A 15,785-nucleotide genomic window follows, 5' to 3' on the forward strand; every position below is an offset into this window, starting at 1 on the left:
GCGACGCGTGGCTCGCGCCGGGACGATCTGTCAACAGTCTCCCCTCATGCCTGGTGGAAGCGCCACCATGTCCTGGTAACGGGCTGGGAGTGTTTTCGACCACACCCCGATCCGTCCCCGGGGGCCGCGACCGCCCGTCCCACCAGTTCATACCGGGGTGAGGCCCGTCTCTCCCCCGGCCGTGACGGCGATCCCCGCGCCGGGCCCGGCTAATGTGGGTGGCTCCGCCGCCTCGGTGACCTTTTCGTGACCTTGAAGCCGCTCGCAGTCGAAGACAGCGAAATCGAAGACATCCACCGTGGAGAGACGGGGCGCGCGGACCACCGCACCAGGAGGTACCCGCTGTGTCGTCCCTGTCCGTTCTGCTCGCCCCCGTGCTGCCGGCCTCGGCGTCCTCGCCGTCGCCCTCACCGTCGGAGTCGGAGACGACCGGACCGGCCGTGCCCTCACTGAAGGACGCGCACGAGAGCGCGACGAACGCGGCGAGCTGGGTGGAGCAGAACTGGTCGACCTGGCTGGCGATCGGGCTGCGGGTGCTGCTGATCATCGCGATCGCGGTGGTGCTGCGGGTGGCGGTGCGGCGGGCGATCACCAAGCTGATAGACCGGATGAACCGCACCGCGCAGGCGGTGGACGGCACCGCGATCGGCGGGCTGCTGGTCAATGTGGAGCGGCGCCGTCAGCGCTCGCAGGCGATCGGCTCGGTGCTGCGGTCGGTGGCGAGCTTCCTGATCCTCGGCACGGGCGGGCTGATGATCCTGTCCACGTTCGAGATCAATCTGGCCCCGCTGCTGGCGTCGGCCGGTGTCGCGGGCGTGGCGATCGGCTTCGGCGCCCGCAATCTGGTGACCGACTTCCTCTCCGGTGTCTTCATGATCCTGGAGGACCAGTACGGCGTCGGCGACTCCATCGACGCGGGGGTGGCCTCGGGCGAGGTGATCGAGGTCGGACTGCGGGTGACGAAACTGCGCGGCGACAACGGTGAGATCTGGTACGTCCGCAACGGCGAGGTCAAGCGGGTCGGCAACCTCTCCCAGGGCTGGGCCACGGCGGGCGTCGATGTCACCGTGCACCCCTCCGAGGACCTCGACCAGGTGAAGGCGGTGCTCACCCGGGTCGGCGAGGAGCTGAGCAAGGAGGAGCCCTGGAACGAGATGCTGTGGGGGCCGGTCGAGGTGCTGGGCCTGGACAGCGTCCTGATGGACTCCATGGTCGTCCGGGTCACCGCCAGGACCATGCCCGGCAAGTCCCTCGCCGTGGAACGCGAACTGCGCTGGCGCATCAAGCGCGCCTTCGACGCCGAGGGCATCCGCCTGGTCGGCGGTCTCCCCGTCCAGCTGGACTCGGGCCCCGAACCCGACCCGACGGCCGGCATGTCCGCCCCTTCCGCCTTCGCCAGCACGACATCCCCCCAGTCCACGGCGGCCTCACCGATACCGCCGCCGAACATCACCAAGTAGGGGACACGGTCGGATCGCGCAATCGGCGCATGATCAGCCGGGCCGGGATCCGGCCGGCCGATCGTGCGCCGGTGAACGCGATGCACACGAAGCGGTGTGCCAGGCGTGTGCCTGGTGCGTGCCTGGTGTGTGCCTGGTGTGTGCCTGGTGCGTGTCTGGCTCTTGTGCGGTCAGCGGGCGGCGAGGGTCTCGGCGGCTTCCGCCTCGTCGGTGACCGCGGGTGCTGTGTTCTTGGGGCCGCGGAAGACGATGTGGACGAGCAGGGCGCCCATGACGGCGGTGCCTGCCCACAGGGACTGCTGCCAGCCGTCTACGAAAGACTGCTGGGCCGCGTGGAGCAGGTCCGGAGCGTGCGGGCCTGCGGTGCCGGCCGCTTCGACCGCGTTGGCAACGCCTTCGCGGGCGGTGTCCGCGGTTCCTTCGGGGATGCCTTGCAGCCGGTTGTCGATGGCGCCGCGGTAGCCGTTGGCCAGCAGCGCGCCGAGCAGAGCGACTCCGAGTGCGGTGCCGAACTCGCGGGTGACGTCGTTCAGGGCGGAGGCCACACCCTGCTCGGCGCGTGGCAGGGAGGCGGTGATGGCGGTGGTGGACGGGGTCATCGACAGGCCCATGCCCACGCCCATGGCGAGCAGTCCGGGCAGGACGGACAAGTAGCCGCCCTCGACGGAGACGAGCAGCGCCATGAGCCCGAGGCCGAGCCCGCCCAACGCGATGCCTGCCGCCATGGTGATACGGGAGCCGATGCCCGCGGCGAGCCGGGGGGCCAGCCCGGAGGTGACCATCATCATGACGGCCATGGGCATCATGGCGGCCGTGGACAGCAGCCCGGACCAGCCGAGCACGGCCTGGAAGAACGGGAAGAGGACCACGCCGATGCCCGCCTGGACACCGAAGACCACCAGCAGCGTGATCGAGCCGCCGCTCAGACCGCGCTCGCGGAACAGCCGCACGTCCAGCAGCGCGCTGTCGCGGCGGTGCAGCTCCCAGGCCACGAAGCCGAGGACGGCGAGCAGACCGACGGCGAGGCTGATCAGGGTGACGGGGGCGGTCCAGCCGCGTTCGGGGCCTTCTTGCAGGACGAAGATGAGGCCGGTCACGGCGAGGGTGGAGAGCAGCGCGCCGACGGTGTCGAAGCGGTGGGCCGAGGTCTCGCGGGAGTGGGGAACCGCCTTCGCCGTCAGGGCCAGGGCCGCGAGGATCAGGGCCACCGGCAAAGCGAACAGCCAGCGCCAGGAGGCGACGTCGACGAGGAGGGCGGAGAGGAACATGCCCAGGATGCCGCCACCGCCGGCGACGCCGGTCCATACGCCGATCGCCTTGCCGCGTTGTTCCGCGGGGAAGGTGGAGGTGATGACGGCGAGAGTGATCGGCATGATCATCGCGGCGCCGATACCGCCGGCGACGCGGGCGGCGATCATCACCTCTGCCGTGGGGGCCAGGGCCGAGACGACGGTGGCGACGCCGAACACGCCCAGTCCGGCGAGGAGCATGGGCTTGCGGCCCAGGCGGTCGCCGATGGCGCCGAGCGGCAGCAGCAGGGCGGCCAGGGCGAGGGTGTAGATGTTGATGATCCACAGGACCGTGTTCTGCGAGGCCCCGAACTCCACGGCCAGGTGGGTCTGCGCGACGTTCAGCCCGGACACCGAGGCGATGACCGACATCAGCGCGAGGGAGACGGCGATCAGGACCGTCCGCAGCTGACGCGCGTCCGGGCCGCCTTCGCCCCTGACGGGCGCGGCGTGTGGGGGCTGGGGTGTGCTCATGGATTCCTCACAAAATGGGTATGCCGAGCCGACGCCGGGCAGGGCCGGTCGGCCCCGCCGTGCCCCCGCCGGTCACCACTGCGCCGACGGTCCCACCGGGCAGTGCGTCGCTCGCGTTCGCGTACGGAGAAGTCGTCGCGGTCACCGCCCTGCCCTCCTGGTTTCGTCGTGCGTGGTCCCCGGGAGGTGCGGGCCAGCTGGGACACGACGCTAACCCCGCATTGCATCCAAGGCATACAATGTTGCTCATGACGCAAGAGAATGGAGAGCTGGACAGCCTCGTACGCAAACGCATCCGTGCGCTGCGGGTGGCACAGGGCCTGTCACTGGAGGAACTGGCCGCCCGCGCCCACCTCAGCCAGTCCTCGCTGAGCCGCATCGAGAACGGCCCGCGCCGCCTCGCGCTGGATCAACTGGTCACCCTCGCCCGCGCCCTGGACACCACGCTGGATCAGCTCGTGGAAACCGCCACCGACGACGTCGTCACCAGCCCGACGGTCGACGGCGCCCACGGCCGGCTGCGCTGGAACCTGAAGGCCGACCCCGGCATGAGCGTGGTGCGCCAGCGCCTGACCGACCCCCCGCCCGACAACCCCGCCCGCATGCGCGCCCACCCGGGGCGCGAGTGGCTCGTCGTGCTGTCCGGCACCGCGATCCTCCTGCTCGGCCGGCGCCGCTTCCGTATCGAGACCAACCAGGCCGCCGAGTTCCCCACGATGATGCCGCACGCGATCGGCGCCGAGGGCGGGGTCTGCGAGATCCTGGGCCTCTTCGACCGCGACGCCCGCCGCGGCCACCAGCGCGACGACGGCGACGCTCAAGGCCCTCCCGCGTGACGGCGCGAGCCGTGCGACACCCCCGGCAGCGGCGCCTTCGCGTGTCGGCAGCACCGGCGGCGGACACCGCGCCGCCCATCGGCCCCTGACCCTCGCCCGGCCTCCCCGCCCCCGTAGGTAACGACTCCGTTGCCTCGGGGGCGCTGTCTCTTGACGGGTTCCTCGCAGCGGGATTACGTTCTGTCAACCGAGCCGGATAGGAAAGTTTCCTAACAGTGCTTTCCCGTACGGCTCATCGCGCCCCGGCGACCGGGGATGGACGTGTCGTCCACGTCGCTGCCAAGCTGACCCGACGATCATGCGAGAGGCAGGTGTCGAGCCCATGGCTGGAACGGCCGGTACGCCGGGCACCCCGCGGGTCCTGCGGGCCATGAACGACCGGGCCGCGCTGGATCTGCTCCTGGAGCACGGGCCGCTGTCCCGTACCCGGGTCGGCAAGCTCACCGGGCTGTCCAAACCCACCGCCTCCCAGTTGCTGGCCCGGCTGGAGGCCGCGGGGCTGGTGCGCGCCACCGGCACCAGCGAGGGCCGCCCCGGGCCGAACGCCCAGCTCTACGCCGTCGATCCGACCGCCGCCCACGCCGCGGCGCTGGATGTGACACCCGGCCGGATCCGCGCCGCGGTCGCCGACATCACCGGCCGTACCGTCGGTGAGCACGCCCTGCCCACCCCCGGCAGACGCCCCGCCACGACCGTCGTCCGCCAGGTCACCGACGCCCTCGACGGCGCCGTGAAGGCCGCCGGACTGACCCGCGCCGACATCCACCGGCTGGTCATCGGCACCCCCGGCGCCTTCGACCCCGGCACCGGCCGCCTCCGTTACGCCTCCCACCTGCCCGGCTGGCACTCCCCCACGCTCCTCGAAGAGCTGGCCGTCGCCCTGCCGATGCCGGTGGAGTACGAGAACGACGTCAATCTCGTCGCCCTCGCCGAACAGCGGCTCGGCGCGGCCCGCGGCCACGACGACTTCGTCCTGCTGTGGAACCAGGAGGGCCTCGGCGCCGCCCTGGTCCTAGGGGGCCGGCTGCACCGCGGCTGGACCGGCGGCGCGGGCGAGGTCGGCTTCCTGCCGGTCCCCGGAACCCCGCTGGTCCGCCATGTCACCAAGGCCAACAGCGGTGGCTTCCAGGAACTGGCCGGTTCCCAGGCCGTCCCGAGGCTCGCCGCCGAACTCGGCTTCACCGACCTTCCCTCCGGCGACTACTGCGAGGTCGCCGCCGCGCTCGTCGAGCAGGCCGTGGAGCGGGACACCGCCCGCGACCGGCTGCTCCTGGAGACCTACGCGACCCGCCTCGCGACCGGTCTCGCCTCCCTCGTCTCCGTCCTCGACCCCGAACTCGTCGTCCTCAGCGGCTCCGCGCTCACCGCCGGCGGAGAACGGCTGCGCGCCCTCGTCCAGGCCGAACTGGAGGAGCTGGCCGCTCCCCGGCCCCGGCTGGTGGTGGGCGACGTGACCGAACACCCCGTCCTGCGCGGCGCCCTGGAAAGCTCGCTCGCGACCACCCGCGACGAGGTCTTCGACACCCTCTCGCTCCGCTGACGGACCCTACGGACCCTCCGAGACCCCGGGACCGACGAAACCCCGGGACCGACAAGACCCCGGGCCGACGGGACCCCGGACCGACAAGACCCCGGGCCGACGAGAGCCCGGACCCGCCGAAGCCCCGGACCGCCGAAGCCCCCGCCTCACCCAGACTCCCGGCCCCGTACCCCCCGGCCCCGTACGCACGTACTCACGGCCCCGTACTCACAGCCCCGCGAAGATCACCGCGGCCCGCACCTGGCGGGTCGTACGGCACCTCACGCCCTCATGAGGGCGCTCCCCGTCCACCCCCTTCCCCAGGAGACCCCGCCATGCCCGGCATATCAAGAAAAGTCGTAGCGGCCCTGGCCGCGTCCGCCTCGCTCGCCCTGCTCGCCACCGCCTGTACCGGGTCGGCCGAATCCGGCGCCTCCGACGACCCCGACGCCAAGACCACCCTCACCTTCTGGCACGGCTGGAGCGCCCCGGGTGAGGTCAAGGCGATCGAGGACAACATCGCCCGCTTCGAGAAGGCCCACCCCAACATCAAGGTGAAGGTCGTCGGCAACATCAACGACGACAAGCTCAACCAGGCCCTGCGCGCGGGCGGTTCCAAGGGCCCGGACGTGGTGTCGTCCTTCACCACGGCCAACATCGGCAAGTTCTGCTCCTCGGGCGCCTTCCTCGACCTCAAGCCCTTCATCGAGAAGGACAAGCTCGACCTCGACACGATCATCCCGAAGCCGATGCTGGAGTACACCCAGTTCGAGGGCACCCGCTGCGCGCTGCCGCTGCTGGGTGACGCGTACGGCCTCTACTACAACAAGGACGCCTTCGAGGAGGCGGGCATCGAGGCGCCGCCGAAGACCTGGTCGGAACTGACCGAGGTGGCGAAGAAGCTGACCAAGTCCAAGGGCGACAGCTACGAGCAGCTCGGGTTCATGCCGAACTACCACGGCTACGAGACCGTGGTCGACCACTACATGTCCCAGTGGGACCACACCTACTTCGACGCCGACGGCAAGTCCACCATCGCCAAGGACCCGGCGTTCGCGGAGATGTTCACGTACCAGAAGAGCCTGGTGGACGAACTGGGCGGGTTCTCGAAGCTGGAGAAGTACCGCAACACCTTCGGCGACGAATGGGGCGCCAAGCACCCCTTCCACACCGGCCAGGTGGCGATGCAGCTCGACGGCGAGTGGCGGCTCGGCATGGCCAAGGACGCCGGGGTGGACTTCGAGATCGGCACCGCGCCGATGCCGGTCGCGGACGACGAGGTGGCCGAGTACGGCAAGGGCTTCCTGTCCGGCACGGTCATGGGCATCGCCCCGCAGAGCGAGAAGCAGAACGCGGCCTGGGAGCTGGTGAAGTACATGACGACGGACACCGACGCCGTCGTGGCCTTCTCCAACGCGATCCGCAACGTCCCCTCCACCCTGGAGGCGCTGAAGTCGCCCGACCTGAAGCACGACCCGGAGTTCCAGACCTTCCTGGACATCGCCCAGCACCCGCAGTCGAACACCCCGCCGGCCTCGGTCAACGGCTCGACCTACCAGCAGACCCTCCAGGACTTCGGCTACCAGTTCGAGTCGGGCAAGGAGAAGGATCTCCAGGCCGGTCTGGAACGGACCGCCCGGCAGATCGACCGCGACATCGAGCAGGCGAAGTAGCGGTCGATGGCCACGCACACGCTCCGCGCGAAGCGCCGGAACTCGGCGCTTCGGACGGCGGCCTTCCTGTCACCGTGGATCATCGGCTTCAGCGTCTTCTTCGCCTATCCGCTGGTGTCCACCGTCTACTTCTCCTTCATGAAGTACGACGGGTTCGGCGTCCCGGAGTTCCGGGGCCTGGACAACTGGACGTATGTCTTCCAGGACTATCCGATGTTCTGGCCGGCGCTGCGCAACACCTTCTGGCTGGTCCTGGTCATGGTGGCCTGCCGGGTGGTCTTCGGACTGGGCGTCGGACTGCTGATCACCAAGATCAAGACGGGTGCCGGGGTCTTCCGCACCCTGTTCTACCTGCCCTATCTCGCCCCTCCGGTGGCCGCGACCCTGGCCTTCGTCTTCCTGCTCAACCCCGGTACCGGACCGGTCAACACCGTGCTGGAGAACCTGGGGCTGCCCGCGCCCGGCTGGTTCACCGACGCCGACTGGTCCAAGCCCGCGCTCACCATGCTCGCGGTGTGGGGCGTCGGCGACCTCATGGTCATCTTCATGGCGTCCCTGCTCGACGTGCCCAAGGAGCAGTACGAGGCGGCCGAGCTGGACGGGGCGTCGCCCTGGCAGCGGTTCCGGTTCGTGACCCTGCCCAACATCTCGCCGATCGTGCTGTTCGCGGTGGTCACCGGCGTGATCCAGACGATGCAGTACTACACCCAGCCGCTCGTCGCCGGAAAAGTCGCCTCCGGCATCATCGGCGGCTCGGGACAGGCTTTCGAACCGGGCTATCCGGAGAAGTCCACCCTGACCCTCCCCCAGCTCGTCTACAACCTCGGCTTCCAGCGCTTCGACTACGGCGCCGCCTGCGTCGTCGCACTGGTGCTGTTCGCCCTGTCCATGGCGTTCACCGCACTGCTGATGCGCCGCAGGGGCGGACTGATCTCGGCAGGTGAACGATGACCCGGACCGTGAAAAGAGCCGGCCGACCGGACCGGCCGGACCGACCCGAACAGCCCGACCAGCCCGCACGATCCGTGACGACCCACGACACGCCCGGCCCCACCCCCGCCCACCGCGCCGCCCGCCGCCGGGCCCTCCTGGAGTGGATCGCGGTGCACTCCCTCGGGGTGGCCGCCGCGCTCTTCTTCGTCCTGCCGTTCGTCTTCGTGGTGCTCACCTCGCTGATGGACGACCAGCAGACCCTCACCCGCGACCTGATCCCCACCACCTGGCAGTGGGACAACTACACCAAGGTCCTGGACGCCCCCGGCTTCCTGACCTGGTGGCGCAACACCCTGCTCTACGCCGGACTGGGCACGCTCCTGACGGTCGTGTCGTCCATCCCGGTGGCGTACGCGCTCGCCAAGTTCCGCTTCCGGGGCCGCCATCTCTCCCTGCTGATGGTGATCTCGATGATGATGCTGCCGCCGCAGGTCGTCATCATCCCGATGTACCTGTTCTGGGCCAAGCAGATGGACCTCACCGGCACCTTGTGGCCGCTGATCATCCCGATGGCGTTCGGCGACGCGTTCTCCATCTTCCTGTTGCGCCAGTTCCTCCTCACCATCCCCGACGAATACCTCGACGCCGCGCGCGTCGACGGCTGCGGCGAACTGCGCACCCTGATCAAGGTCGTGCTGCCGATGGCCAAGCCGGGCATCGCGGCCGTCGCCCTGTTCCAGTTCTTCTACGCCTGGAACGACTACTTCGGACCGCAGATCTACGCCTCCGAGAACCCGGGTGCCTGGACCCTGAGTTACGGCCTGGAGTCCTTCAAGGGCGCGCACCACACCGACTGGAATCTCACCATGGCCGCGACCGTGCTGGTCATGGCCCCTGTGATCCTCGTGTTCTTCTTCGCACAGAAGGCGTTCGTCGAAGGCGTCACACTCACCGGAGTGAAGGGTTAGCACGCGATGAAACTCACCGTGGTCGGCGGAGGGTCGACCTACACACCCGAGCTGATCGACGGGTTCGCGCGCTTGCGCGACACCCTGCCGATCGAGGAGCTGGTCCTGGTGGACCCGGCCCCGGAACGGCTGGAACTGGTGGGCGGGCTGGCCCGGCGGATCTTCGCCAAGCAGGGGCACGGCGGGCGCATCGTGACCACCTTCGACCTGGACGCGGGCGTCGACGGCGCCGACGCCGTCCTGCTGCAACTGCGCGTCGGCGGCCAGGCCGCCCGCGAGCAGGACGAGACCTGGCCGCTGGAGTGCGGCTGCGTCGGCCAGGAGACCACCGGCGCGGGCGGCCTCGCCAAGGCGCTGCGCACGGTCCCCGTGGTCCTCGACATCGCCGAACGGGTCCGCCGTACCAACCCGGACGCCTGGATCATCGACTTCACCAATCCGGTCGGCATCGTCACCCGCGCCCTGCTCCAGGCCGGGCACAAGGCGATCGGGCTGTGCAATGTGGCGATCAGCTTCCAGCGCCGGTTCGCCGGACTGCTGGGCGTCGCCCCGTCGGAGGTCCACCTCGACCACGTGGGCCTCAACCACCTCACCTGGGAGACCGGGGTACGGCTCGGCGGCCCCGCGGGCGAGGACGTGCTGCCGTCGCTGCTGGCCGCCCACGGCGAGTCCATCGCCGCCGATCTGCGGCTCCCGCACCCCCTGGTGGACCGGCTCGGCGTGATCCCGTCGTACTACCTGCGCTACTTCTACGCCCACGACGAGGTGGTCGAGGAACTGCGCACCAAGCCCTCGCGCGCCGCCGAGGTCGCGGAGATGGAACGGAACCTGCTGAAGATGTACGCCGATCCGGCCCTGGACGAGAAGCCCGCGCTGCTCGCCAAGCGCGGCGGGGCCTACTACTCGGAGGCCGCGGTGGACCTGGCGGCGGCGCTGCTCGGCGCCGGCGGCAGCCCGTACCAGGTCGTCAACGCCCGCAACGGCGGGACGCTGCCGTTCCTGCCGGACGACGCGGTGATCGAGGTCCAGGCGGCCGTGGGCCCCAAGGGTCCCGCCCCGCTGCCGGTGACCGCCGTGGACCCGCTGTACGCCGGGCTGATGGCGAACGTCACCGCCTATGAGGACCTGGCGCTGACCGCGGCCCTGCACGGCGGCCGGGAACGGGTCTTCCGGGCCCTGCTGGCCCATCCGCTGATCGGCCAGTACCGGTACGCCGAGCAGCTCACCGACTCGCTGATCGCGCACAACCGGGAGCACCTCGCGTGGGCATGAGCGCAGCGGTCCTCGCCGTCGACGCGGGGAACAGCAAGACCGACGTCGCGGTCGTGGCGGGTGACGGCGAACTCCTCGCCCGGGCCCGCGGCGGCGGCTTCCGGCCCCCCGCGGTCGGGGTGGACGCGGCGACGGACGTCCTGGCCGAGGTGGTGGGACGGGCCTTCGCCGCGGCCGGGGTCGACTCGGTCGCCCATGTCTCGGCGTGTCTGGCCAACGCCGACTTCCCGGTGGAGGAGGAACAGCTCGCGGCGGCCGTCCACGCGCGCGGCTGGGGCCGGACGGTCGACGTCCGCAACGACACCTTCGCCATCCTGCGCTCCGGGGTCACCGAGCCGCTCGGGGTCGCCGTGGTGTGCGGCGCGGGCATCAACTGCGTCGGCATGCGCCCGGACGGACAGGTCGCCCGCTTCCCCGCCATCGGCCGGCTCTCCGGCGACTGGGGCGGCGGCTGGGGCCTGGCCGAGGAGGCGCTGTACCACGCGGCCCGCGCCGAGGATGGCCGGGGCGGGCCCACCGCGCTCGCCCGCGCCCTGCCGGAGTACTTCGGACTGCCCTCCATGCAGGCCCTCATAGAGGCGCTCCACTTTGAACACATCGCCCAGCAGCGCCGCTACGAACTCGCCCCCGTCCTCTTCCGCACGGCCGCCGAGGGCGATCCCGTCGCCCGCCGGCTGATCGACCGGCTCGCCGAGGAGATCGCCACGATGGCCACGGTCGCCATGACCCGCCTCGGCCTCCTGGAGGAGGAGACCCCGGTGGTCCTCGGCGGCAGCATCCTCGCCGCCCGGCACGAACAACTCGACACGGGCGTACGGGACCTGCTGGCCGAGCGCGCCCCGAAGGCCGTGCCCCGGGTGGTGACGGCCAGTCCGGTACTGGGCGCGGCGCTGCTGGGCCTCGACGAGGCAGGGGCGGGGGCGGCGGCCCGGGAACGGCTCCGCGAGCACTTCACCCGGCCGTAGCGCACCGGGCCGTTCGGCGCCCCGGGAGCCCCCTTCGCGCCCCGCCCCCCGCTCGGACGCTCCGTCCGCGCGGGGGGCGGTTCCATGTGGTCCGGACGTGTGGGAACCGAACCGATCCCACCGGCGTATTCATGGAAAGGGAGCGCTGCGGGAATCAAGATCCATGCAAGCCCGATGCGAAGGTCGGCCCCGGCAGGGATACTTGCGGCGACGGAGGGCCATGGGGGAGGTCGAGGCAGTGACACAACCGCCCAGCAGCAGCACGGTGCCACCGGGCGCGGCCGGGGGTCCCGGCACGCCCGCCGTGCCCGGGGCCGGGCCCCGGACCGGGCAGGTCCTGCCGTCCCAGCCGGGCCCGGTCGCCCCGTCCGGCGCCCCGTCCGGCGCTCCGGCCGCCGCACCGGCGCAGGCGCCGCCCCCGTCGCCCGTCGTACCCCGCCGCACGGCCTTCGCCGAGGGCGTGGACCGGGTGCGCGCGGCGGCCACGACCGAGCCCGGGCGGCTGCGCCTCATCGGCGCGATGCTCGCCCTCGTCGTCATCGCGTTCGGCGGGGTCACCGCCTGGCAGACCGACGGACGCGCGACCGCCGCCGACGACGTGCTCCACACCAGCCAGCCCCTCAGTTCCGCCGCCGCCGACGTCTACCGCTCGCTGGCCGACGCCAACACGGCCGCCTCCAGCGGCTTCCTGGCGGGCGGTCAGGAGACGAAGGAGTCCCGCGAGCGGTACGAACAGGGCATCCGCAAGGCCGCCGAGGGCCTGGTGCGCGCGGCCAACAGCTCCGAGGCCGGCTCCGACTCGGCGCAGACCATCGCCGAACTGAGCCGGCTGCTGCCGGAGTACAAGGGCCTCATCGAGCGGGCCCGCGCCAACAACCGCCAGGGCTACCCGCTGGGCGGCGCCTACCTGCGGTACGCCAACGACACGATGCAGACCGAGATGCTCCCGGCGGCCGAGGCGCTGTACTCGACGGAGAACCGCAGGCTGGCCGCCGACTACGACGACGCGACGCCCTACCCGTGGGCCGCCATCGCGCTCGGCGTGCTCGCCCTCGGCGCCCTCGGCTGGGCCCAGCACCGCACCTACCGGCGCACCAACCGGGTCCTCAACCACGGCATGGTCGCGGCGTCGGCGGCCACCGCGGTGGTGCTGCTGTGGCTGCTCGCCGGGCACAGCGTGGCCCGCGCCAACCTGGACGAGTCCTACGAGGACGGCGTCCGCTCGCTGAATGTGCTCACGGACGCGCGCATCGCCTCGCTGAAGGCCCGCGGCGACGAGAACCTCACCCTGGTCAACCGCGGCGCGGAGACCGTGGAGGTCCGTCCGGGCGAGTTCGAGGACAAGTTCGACGTCGCGTTCAAGGAGTCGATGCGGGACCTCGCCACCGCTCTGGAGGCCGCCGGGAGACTGGCCGACGGACAGGGCGAGGTTCCGGTGGCGGACGCCGCGAGCAATATGAAGGAGTGGCAGGACCGCCACGGCGAGGCGCGGGCCGCCGACGAGGCGGGCGACTACCAGACCGCGCTGGACCGGACCATCGGCACCGACAAGGACGACCAGGCGACCGGCGAGTGCTTCGACGCCGTCGACAGCAGTCTGGAGACGGCGCTCAAGCACGAGCAGGAGGAGTTCAAGCAGGCGGCCGAGGCCGGTCTGGGCGCGATGACCGGGCTCACGGCGGGCGCGGCGGTACTGGCCGTGCTGGGCGCGGCGGGCGCGGTCGTGGGCATCGGCCGCAGGCTTTCGGAGTACCGGTGAAAGGGGGCGTGACGATGCGGGCACGTCGGGTGCGGTCCAGTCTGAGGGGCTGGGGCGGCGTGGCCGCCATGGCGGTCGTCTGCGCCCTGGCCGCGCTGCTCACGCTGCTCCTGCCGCTGGCCGGGTCGCACGACGACCGTGCCGGTCTCGGCGGCTCCGGTGTCGCCGACGCCTCCCGGGTGAGGGCCGAGGAGTGCGAGAATCCGCAGGATCAGAGCCTCTCCCCGGACACCGCCGACGGGGCCTCGGTGCAGGCCATCAAGGACCGCGGGCATCTGCTGGTCGGTGTCGACCAGAACAGCCTCGGCTGGGGCTACCGCGACCCCAACAGCCAGGAGGAGACGGTCGAGCTGGAGGGCTTTGACATCGACCTCGCGCGCCGGATAGCGCAGGAGCTGCTCGGCGCCCCGGACAAGATCCGCTTCAAGGCGATCCCGACCAACCAGCGCATCGAGGCGATCGAGAGCGGCCGGGTGGACATGGTCGTCCGCACGATGACGATCAGCTGCACGCGCCTGGAGGACGTCTCCTTCTCCGCCCCGTACTTCCTGACCGGCCAGCAGGTGCTGGCGCCGAAGACCTCCCCGGTCGAGGGCTACGACGAGTCCCTCAAGGGGCAGCGGATCTGCTCGGCGGCCGGTTCGACGGCGTACGAGACCCTGGAGGCGGACCGGAAGGCGGGCGAACTGGCCGAGGGCGCGGACATCTCCACGACCGTCCCCAACCAGCTGGACTGCCTGGTCCGGCTGCAACTCGGCGAGGTCGACGCGGTGGTCACCGACGGCGCGCTCGCCGCGAGCCAGGCCGCGCAGGATCCGACGGTGGCGCTCAAGGGCCGCCGGTTCACCACCGAGTACTACGGCGTGGCGATGAAGAAGGACGCCGACGACCTGGTGCGCCGCGTCAACCGAATACTGGAGGAGTACCGCCAGGACGGCGGCTGGAAGGACTCCTACGACCGGTGGCTGTCGCCGACGATGGGCGCGAACTCGGAGTCCGCGACCCCACCCGACCCGAAGTACCGATGACCGGGTCCGTCCCGCTCGGTGACGGGGTTTCCTACGGGGTCCCCTGCGGGGTTTCCTGCGGGGTTTCCTGCGGAAGCGGTCGCGGGAGGCGGTCGGTGGAGGCGGTCGGCGGGTGGAGGCAGGGCTCGGCGGAGCTGGCGGCGGGCGAGGAGCGGTAGGCCACACGCAAGCGATACGCGGTAGGCCGCGCTCGGTGGGTCGGGTGGTGTACGGCGGGCGGTGGCGGGGAGCGGGACCTGGTGGGCAGACGGCGGCTGAGGCCGTGGTGGAGCGACAGCAGCGAGGGGTGATCGATGGGCGGCACGGGAGCCACCGGGCCGGTGATGGACCGGGACGAGGTGGACCGTGCGCTGGCGCGGCTCGGCGCGGAGCACGAGGCGATCGAGACGTCCCTGCTCGCCCTCCAGGACCACGCCGGGCGCAGACTCCTGGAAGGCGCCCAGCTCACCGGCGTCACCAAGGAGCGCTGGCAGTCGGCGGAGGCGTCGATCACGCTGCTGTGGACGTACTTCGACGCGTACACCGCCGCCCTGCGCACCGCGCGCGAGATCCGCTCCCGGCGCCGCTGGTCCTCGCGTGAGGACCTCACCGACCTGACCGAACTGCTGCGCGGCGAGTCCGTCACGGTCGCGGGCGGCGCGGCGACGGCGACCGCCCACGCGCTCACCCTGCACGGCACGGGCCGGCTCAGCCACAGCTTCACCCTGGCGGCGCTGGTGGACCGGATGAACGAGCTGTACGCGCGCTCGCTGGACATGGTGGTCGCGGCGGACGCGGTCTGGTCGGCGCTGCCCGCCCGTATCGATCTGCTGGCCGCCGAACTCCAGCGCACCCGCAAGCTGGCGCACTCCGTGGGCGTACGCCCCGGCGAGCATCCGGCCGGCGACGACCTGGAGCGCATCACCCGCACCCTGACCTCGCTGCGCGAACAGGTGGTGTCCGACCCGCTGGCGTTCTGGCAGGCGGCGGAGGGCAGTTCGGCGCCCGGCGGCGGCCGGCCGGACACCGCGGTCTACGACCGTGAGGCGCGCGCCCTGGACGAGGTGCGCCGTGAGATCGACGCGGTGCTCGGGGTGCGGCAGGACGCCGAGCAGCGGCTGATCCGGCTGCGGGACGTGCTCAGCCGCGCGGACCGCACCCTCGCCGAGGCACGCACCGCGCGCGGTGAGGTGCTGGCGAAGATCGCGGCGACGGAGGTGCCGGTGGTGAGCGGCCCGCCGACGGTGCTCCAGGAGCAGCTCGCAACGGCGGCCGAGTACCGTCGGCAGGGCCGCTGGCACCGGTTGTCGCCGCTGCTGGAGTCGCTGGAGGAGAAGGCCGAGGACGAACTGCTGCGCGCCCGGGAGTCGCTGACCGCGGTGACCGCGCCGCTGGCGGTGCGCGCGGAGCTGCGGGGCCGGCTGGACGCGTACCGGGCGAAGGTGACCCGGCACGGGCTGGCGGAAGATCCGCTGCTGGTGGAGCGGTACGACGCGGCCCGCCGCATGCTGTGGAGCGCGCCGTGCGATCTGCGGGTGGCGGAACAGGCGGTGCTGCGCTATCAGTGGGCGGCGGCCGAAGTGCTCGGTGGTGGACCGCAGGTGTCCGAGGACCGTAGGGGGTAGGGGGA

12 protein-coding genes are annotated in these 15,785 nt (G+C 71.5%); 11 read left to right on the top strand and 1 reads right to left on the bottom strand.

Annotated features, from left to right (window positions below):
- Positions 1–344 precede the first annotated feature (344 nt).
- On the top strand, positions 345–1,460 hold the full coding sequence (locus tag ACIQNG_RS05470; RefSeq protein ID WP_401482711.1) for a mechanosensitive ion channel family protein: 1,116 nt from the start codon (positions 345–347) through the stop codon (positions 1,458–1,460).
- Positions 1,461–1,630: 170 nt separating this feature from the next.
- Here ACIQNG_RS05470 and ACIQNG_RS05475 read toward each other — a convergent pair whose 3' ends face one another.
- The gene (locus ACIQNG_RS05475; RefSeq protein WP_401482712.1) at positions 1,631–3,223 is read right to left on the bottom strand and encodes an MFS transporter; all 1,593 of its coding nucleotides are present in this window, start codon (positions 3,221–3,223) and stop codon (positions 1,631–1,633) included.
- Positions 3,224–3,471: 248 nt separating this feature from the next.
- On the opposite strand from ACIQNG_RS05475, the gene ACIQNG_RS05480 reads away from it, so the two are divergent.
- From ACIQNG_RS05480 to ACIQNG_RS05525, 10 genes are all read left to right on the top strand, one after another.
- Positions 3,472–4,059, top strand: coding sequence for a helix-turn-helix domain-containing protein (locus tag ACIQNG_RS05480; RefSeq protein WP_401482713.1), 588 nt, complete (start codon positions 3,472–3,474; stop codon positions 4,057–4,059).
- A gap of 322 nt (positions 4,060–4,381) precedes the next feature.
- The gene (locus ACIQNG_RS05485; RefSeq protein WP_401430623.1) at positions 4,382–5,599 is read left to right on the top strand and encodes an ROK family protein; all 1,218 of its coding nucleotides are present in this window, start codon (positions 4,382–4,384) and stop codon (positions 5,597–5,599) included.
- Positions 5,600–5,913: 314 nt separating this feature from the next.
- On the top strand, positions 5,914–7,251 hold the full coding sequence (locus tag ACIQNG_RS05490) for an ABC transporter substrate-binding protein (RefSeq protein WP_401482714.1): 1,338 nt from the start codon (positions 5,914–5,916) through the stop codon (positions 7,249–7,251).
- A gap of 6 nt (positions 7,252–7,257) precedes the next feature.
- Positions 7,258–8,202 carry a carbohydrate ABC transporter permease gene (locus tag ACIQNG_RS05495; protein WP_401482715.1) on the top strand — a complete coding sequence of 315 codons (945 nt, stop codon included), beginning with the start codon at positions 7,258–7,260 and terminating at the stop codon, positions 8,200–8,202.
- Complete coding sequence (locus tag ACIQNG_RS05500) at positions 8,199–9,152, top strand: carbohydrate ABC transporter permease (RefSeq protein WP_401482716.1); 954 nt, start codon at positions 8,199–8,201, stop codon at positions 9,150–9,152. The genes ACIQNG_RS05495 and ACIQNG_RS05500 overlap by 4 nt, the downstream gene beginning before the upstream one ends.
- Before the next feature lie 6 nt (positions 9,153–9,158).
- Positions 9,159–10,424 carry a 6-phospho-beta-glucosidase gene (locus ACIQNG_RS05505; RefSeq protein WP_401430631.1) on the top strand — a complete coding sequence of 422 codons (1,266 nt, stop codon included), beginning with the start codon at positions 9,159–9,161 and terminating at the stop codon, positions 10,422–10,424.
- Positions 10,415–11,389, top strand: a complete 975-nt coding sequence (locus ACIQNG_RS05510) for an N-acetylglucosamine kinase (protein WP_401482717.1) — start codon at positions 10,415–10,417, stop codon at positions 11,387–11,389. The genes ACIQNG_RS05505 and ACIQNG_RS05510 overlap by 10 nt, the downstream gene beginning before the upstream one ends.
- Positions 11,390–11,609: 220 nt before the next feature.
- A complete protein-coding gene (locus tag ACIQNG_RS05515) occupies positions 11,610–13,148 on the top strand; it encodes a hypothetical protein (protein ID WP_401482718.1) in 1,539 nt (512 codons plus the stop codon).
- A 14-nt stretch (positions 13,149–13,162) separates the two neighbouring features.
- Positions 13,163–14,176 (top strand): glutamate ABC transporter substrate-binding protein, encoded by a 1,014-nt coding sequence (locus tag ACIQNG_RS05520; RefSeq protein ID WP_401482719.1) that lies wholly within the window; start codon positions 13,163–13,165, stop codon positions 14,174–14,176.
- Between the two features lie 293 nt (positions 14,177–14,469).
- Positions 14,470–15,780 carry a hypothetical protein gene (locus ACIQNG_RS05525; protein ID WP_401430639.1) on the top strand — a complete coding sequence of 437 codons (1,311 nt, stop codon included), beginning with the start codon at positions 14,470–14,472 and terminating at the stop codon, positions 15,778–15,780.
- Positions 15,781–15,785: the final 5 nt, after the last annotated feature.

It is taken from the genome of Streptomyces sp. NPDC091377 (genome assembly GCF_044757045.1).
Lineage (GTDB): Bacteria > Actinomycetota > Actinomycetes > Streptomycetales > Streptomycetaceae > Streptomyces.

What these genes read in the sequence shown, in the direction of transcription:
- ACIQNG_RS05500 (WP_401482716.1), top strand. Translation starts at nt 8,199, where the DNA reads ATGACCCGGACCGTGAAAAGAGCCGGCCGACCGGACCGGCCGGACCGA.
- ACIQNG_RS05505 (WP_401430631.1), top strand. Translation starts at nt 9,159, where the DNA reads ATGAAACTCACCGTGGTCGGCGGAGGGTCGACCTACACACCCGAGCTG.
- ACIQNG_RS05475 (WP_401482712.1), bottom strand. Translation starts at nt 3,223, where the DNA reads ATGAGCACACCCCAGCCCCCACACGCCGCGCCCGTCAGGGGCGAAGGC.
- ACIQNG_RS05495 (WP_401482715.1), top strand. Translation starts at nt 7,258, where the DNA reads ATGGCCACGCACACGCTCCGCGCGAAGCGCCGGAACTCGGCGCTTCGG.
- ACIQNG_RS05490 (WP_401482714.1), top strand. Translation starts at nt 5,914, where the DNA reads ATGCCCGGCATATCAAGAAAAGTCGTAGCGGCCCTGGCCGCGTCCGCC.
- ACIQNG_RS05520 (WP_401482719.1), top strand. Translation starts at nt 13,163, where the DNA reads ATGCGGGCACGTCGGGTGCGGTCCAGTCTGAGGGGCTGGGGCGGCGTG.
- ACIQNG_RS05515 (WP_401482718.1), top strand. Translation starts at nt 11,610, where the DNA reads ATGGGGGAGGTCGAGGCAGTGACACAACCGCCCAGCAGCAGCACGGTG.
- ACIQNG_RS05480 (WP_401482713.1), top strand. Translation starts at nt 3,472, where the DNA reads ATGACGCAAGAGAATGGAGAGCTGGACAGCCTCGTACGCAAACGCATC.
- ACIQNG_RS05485 (WP_401430623.1), top strand. Translation starts at nt 4,382, where the DNA reads ATGGCTGGAACGGCCGGTACGCCGGGCACCCCGCGGGTCCTGCGGGCC.
- ACIQNG_RS05525 (WP_401430639.1), top strand. Translation starts at nt 14,470, where the DNA reads ATGGGCGGCACGGGAGCCACCGGGCCGGTGATGGACCGGGACGAGGTG.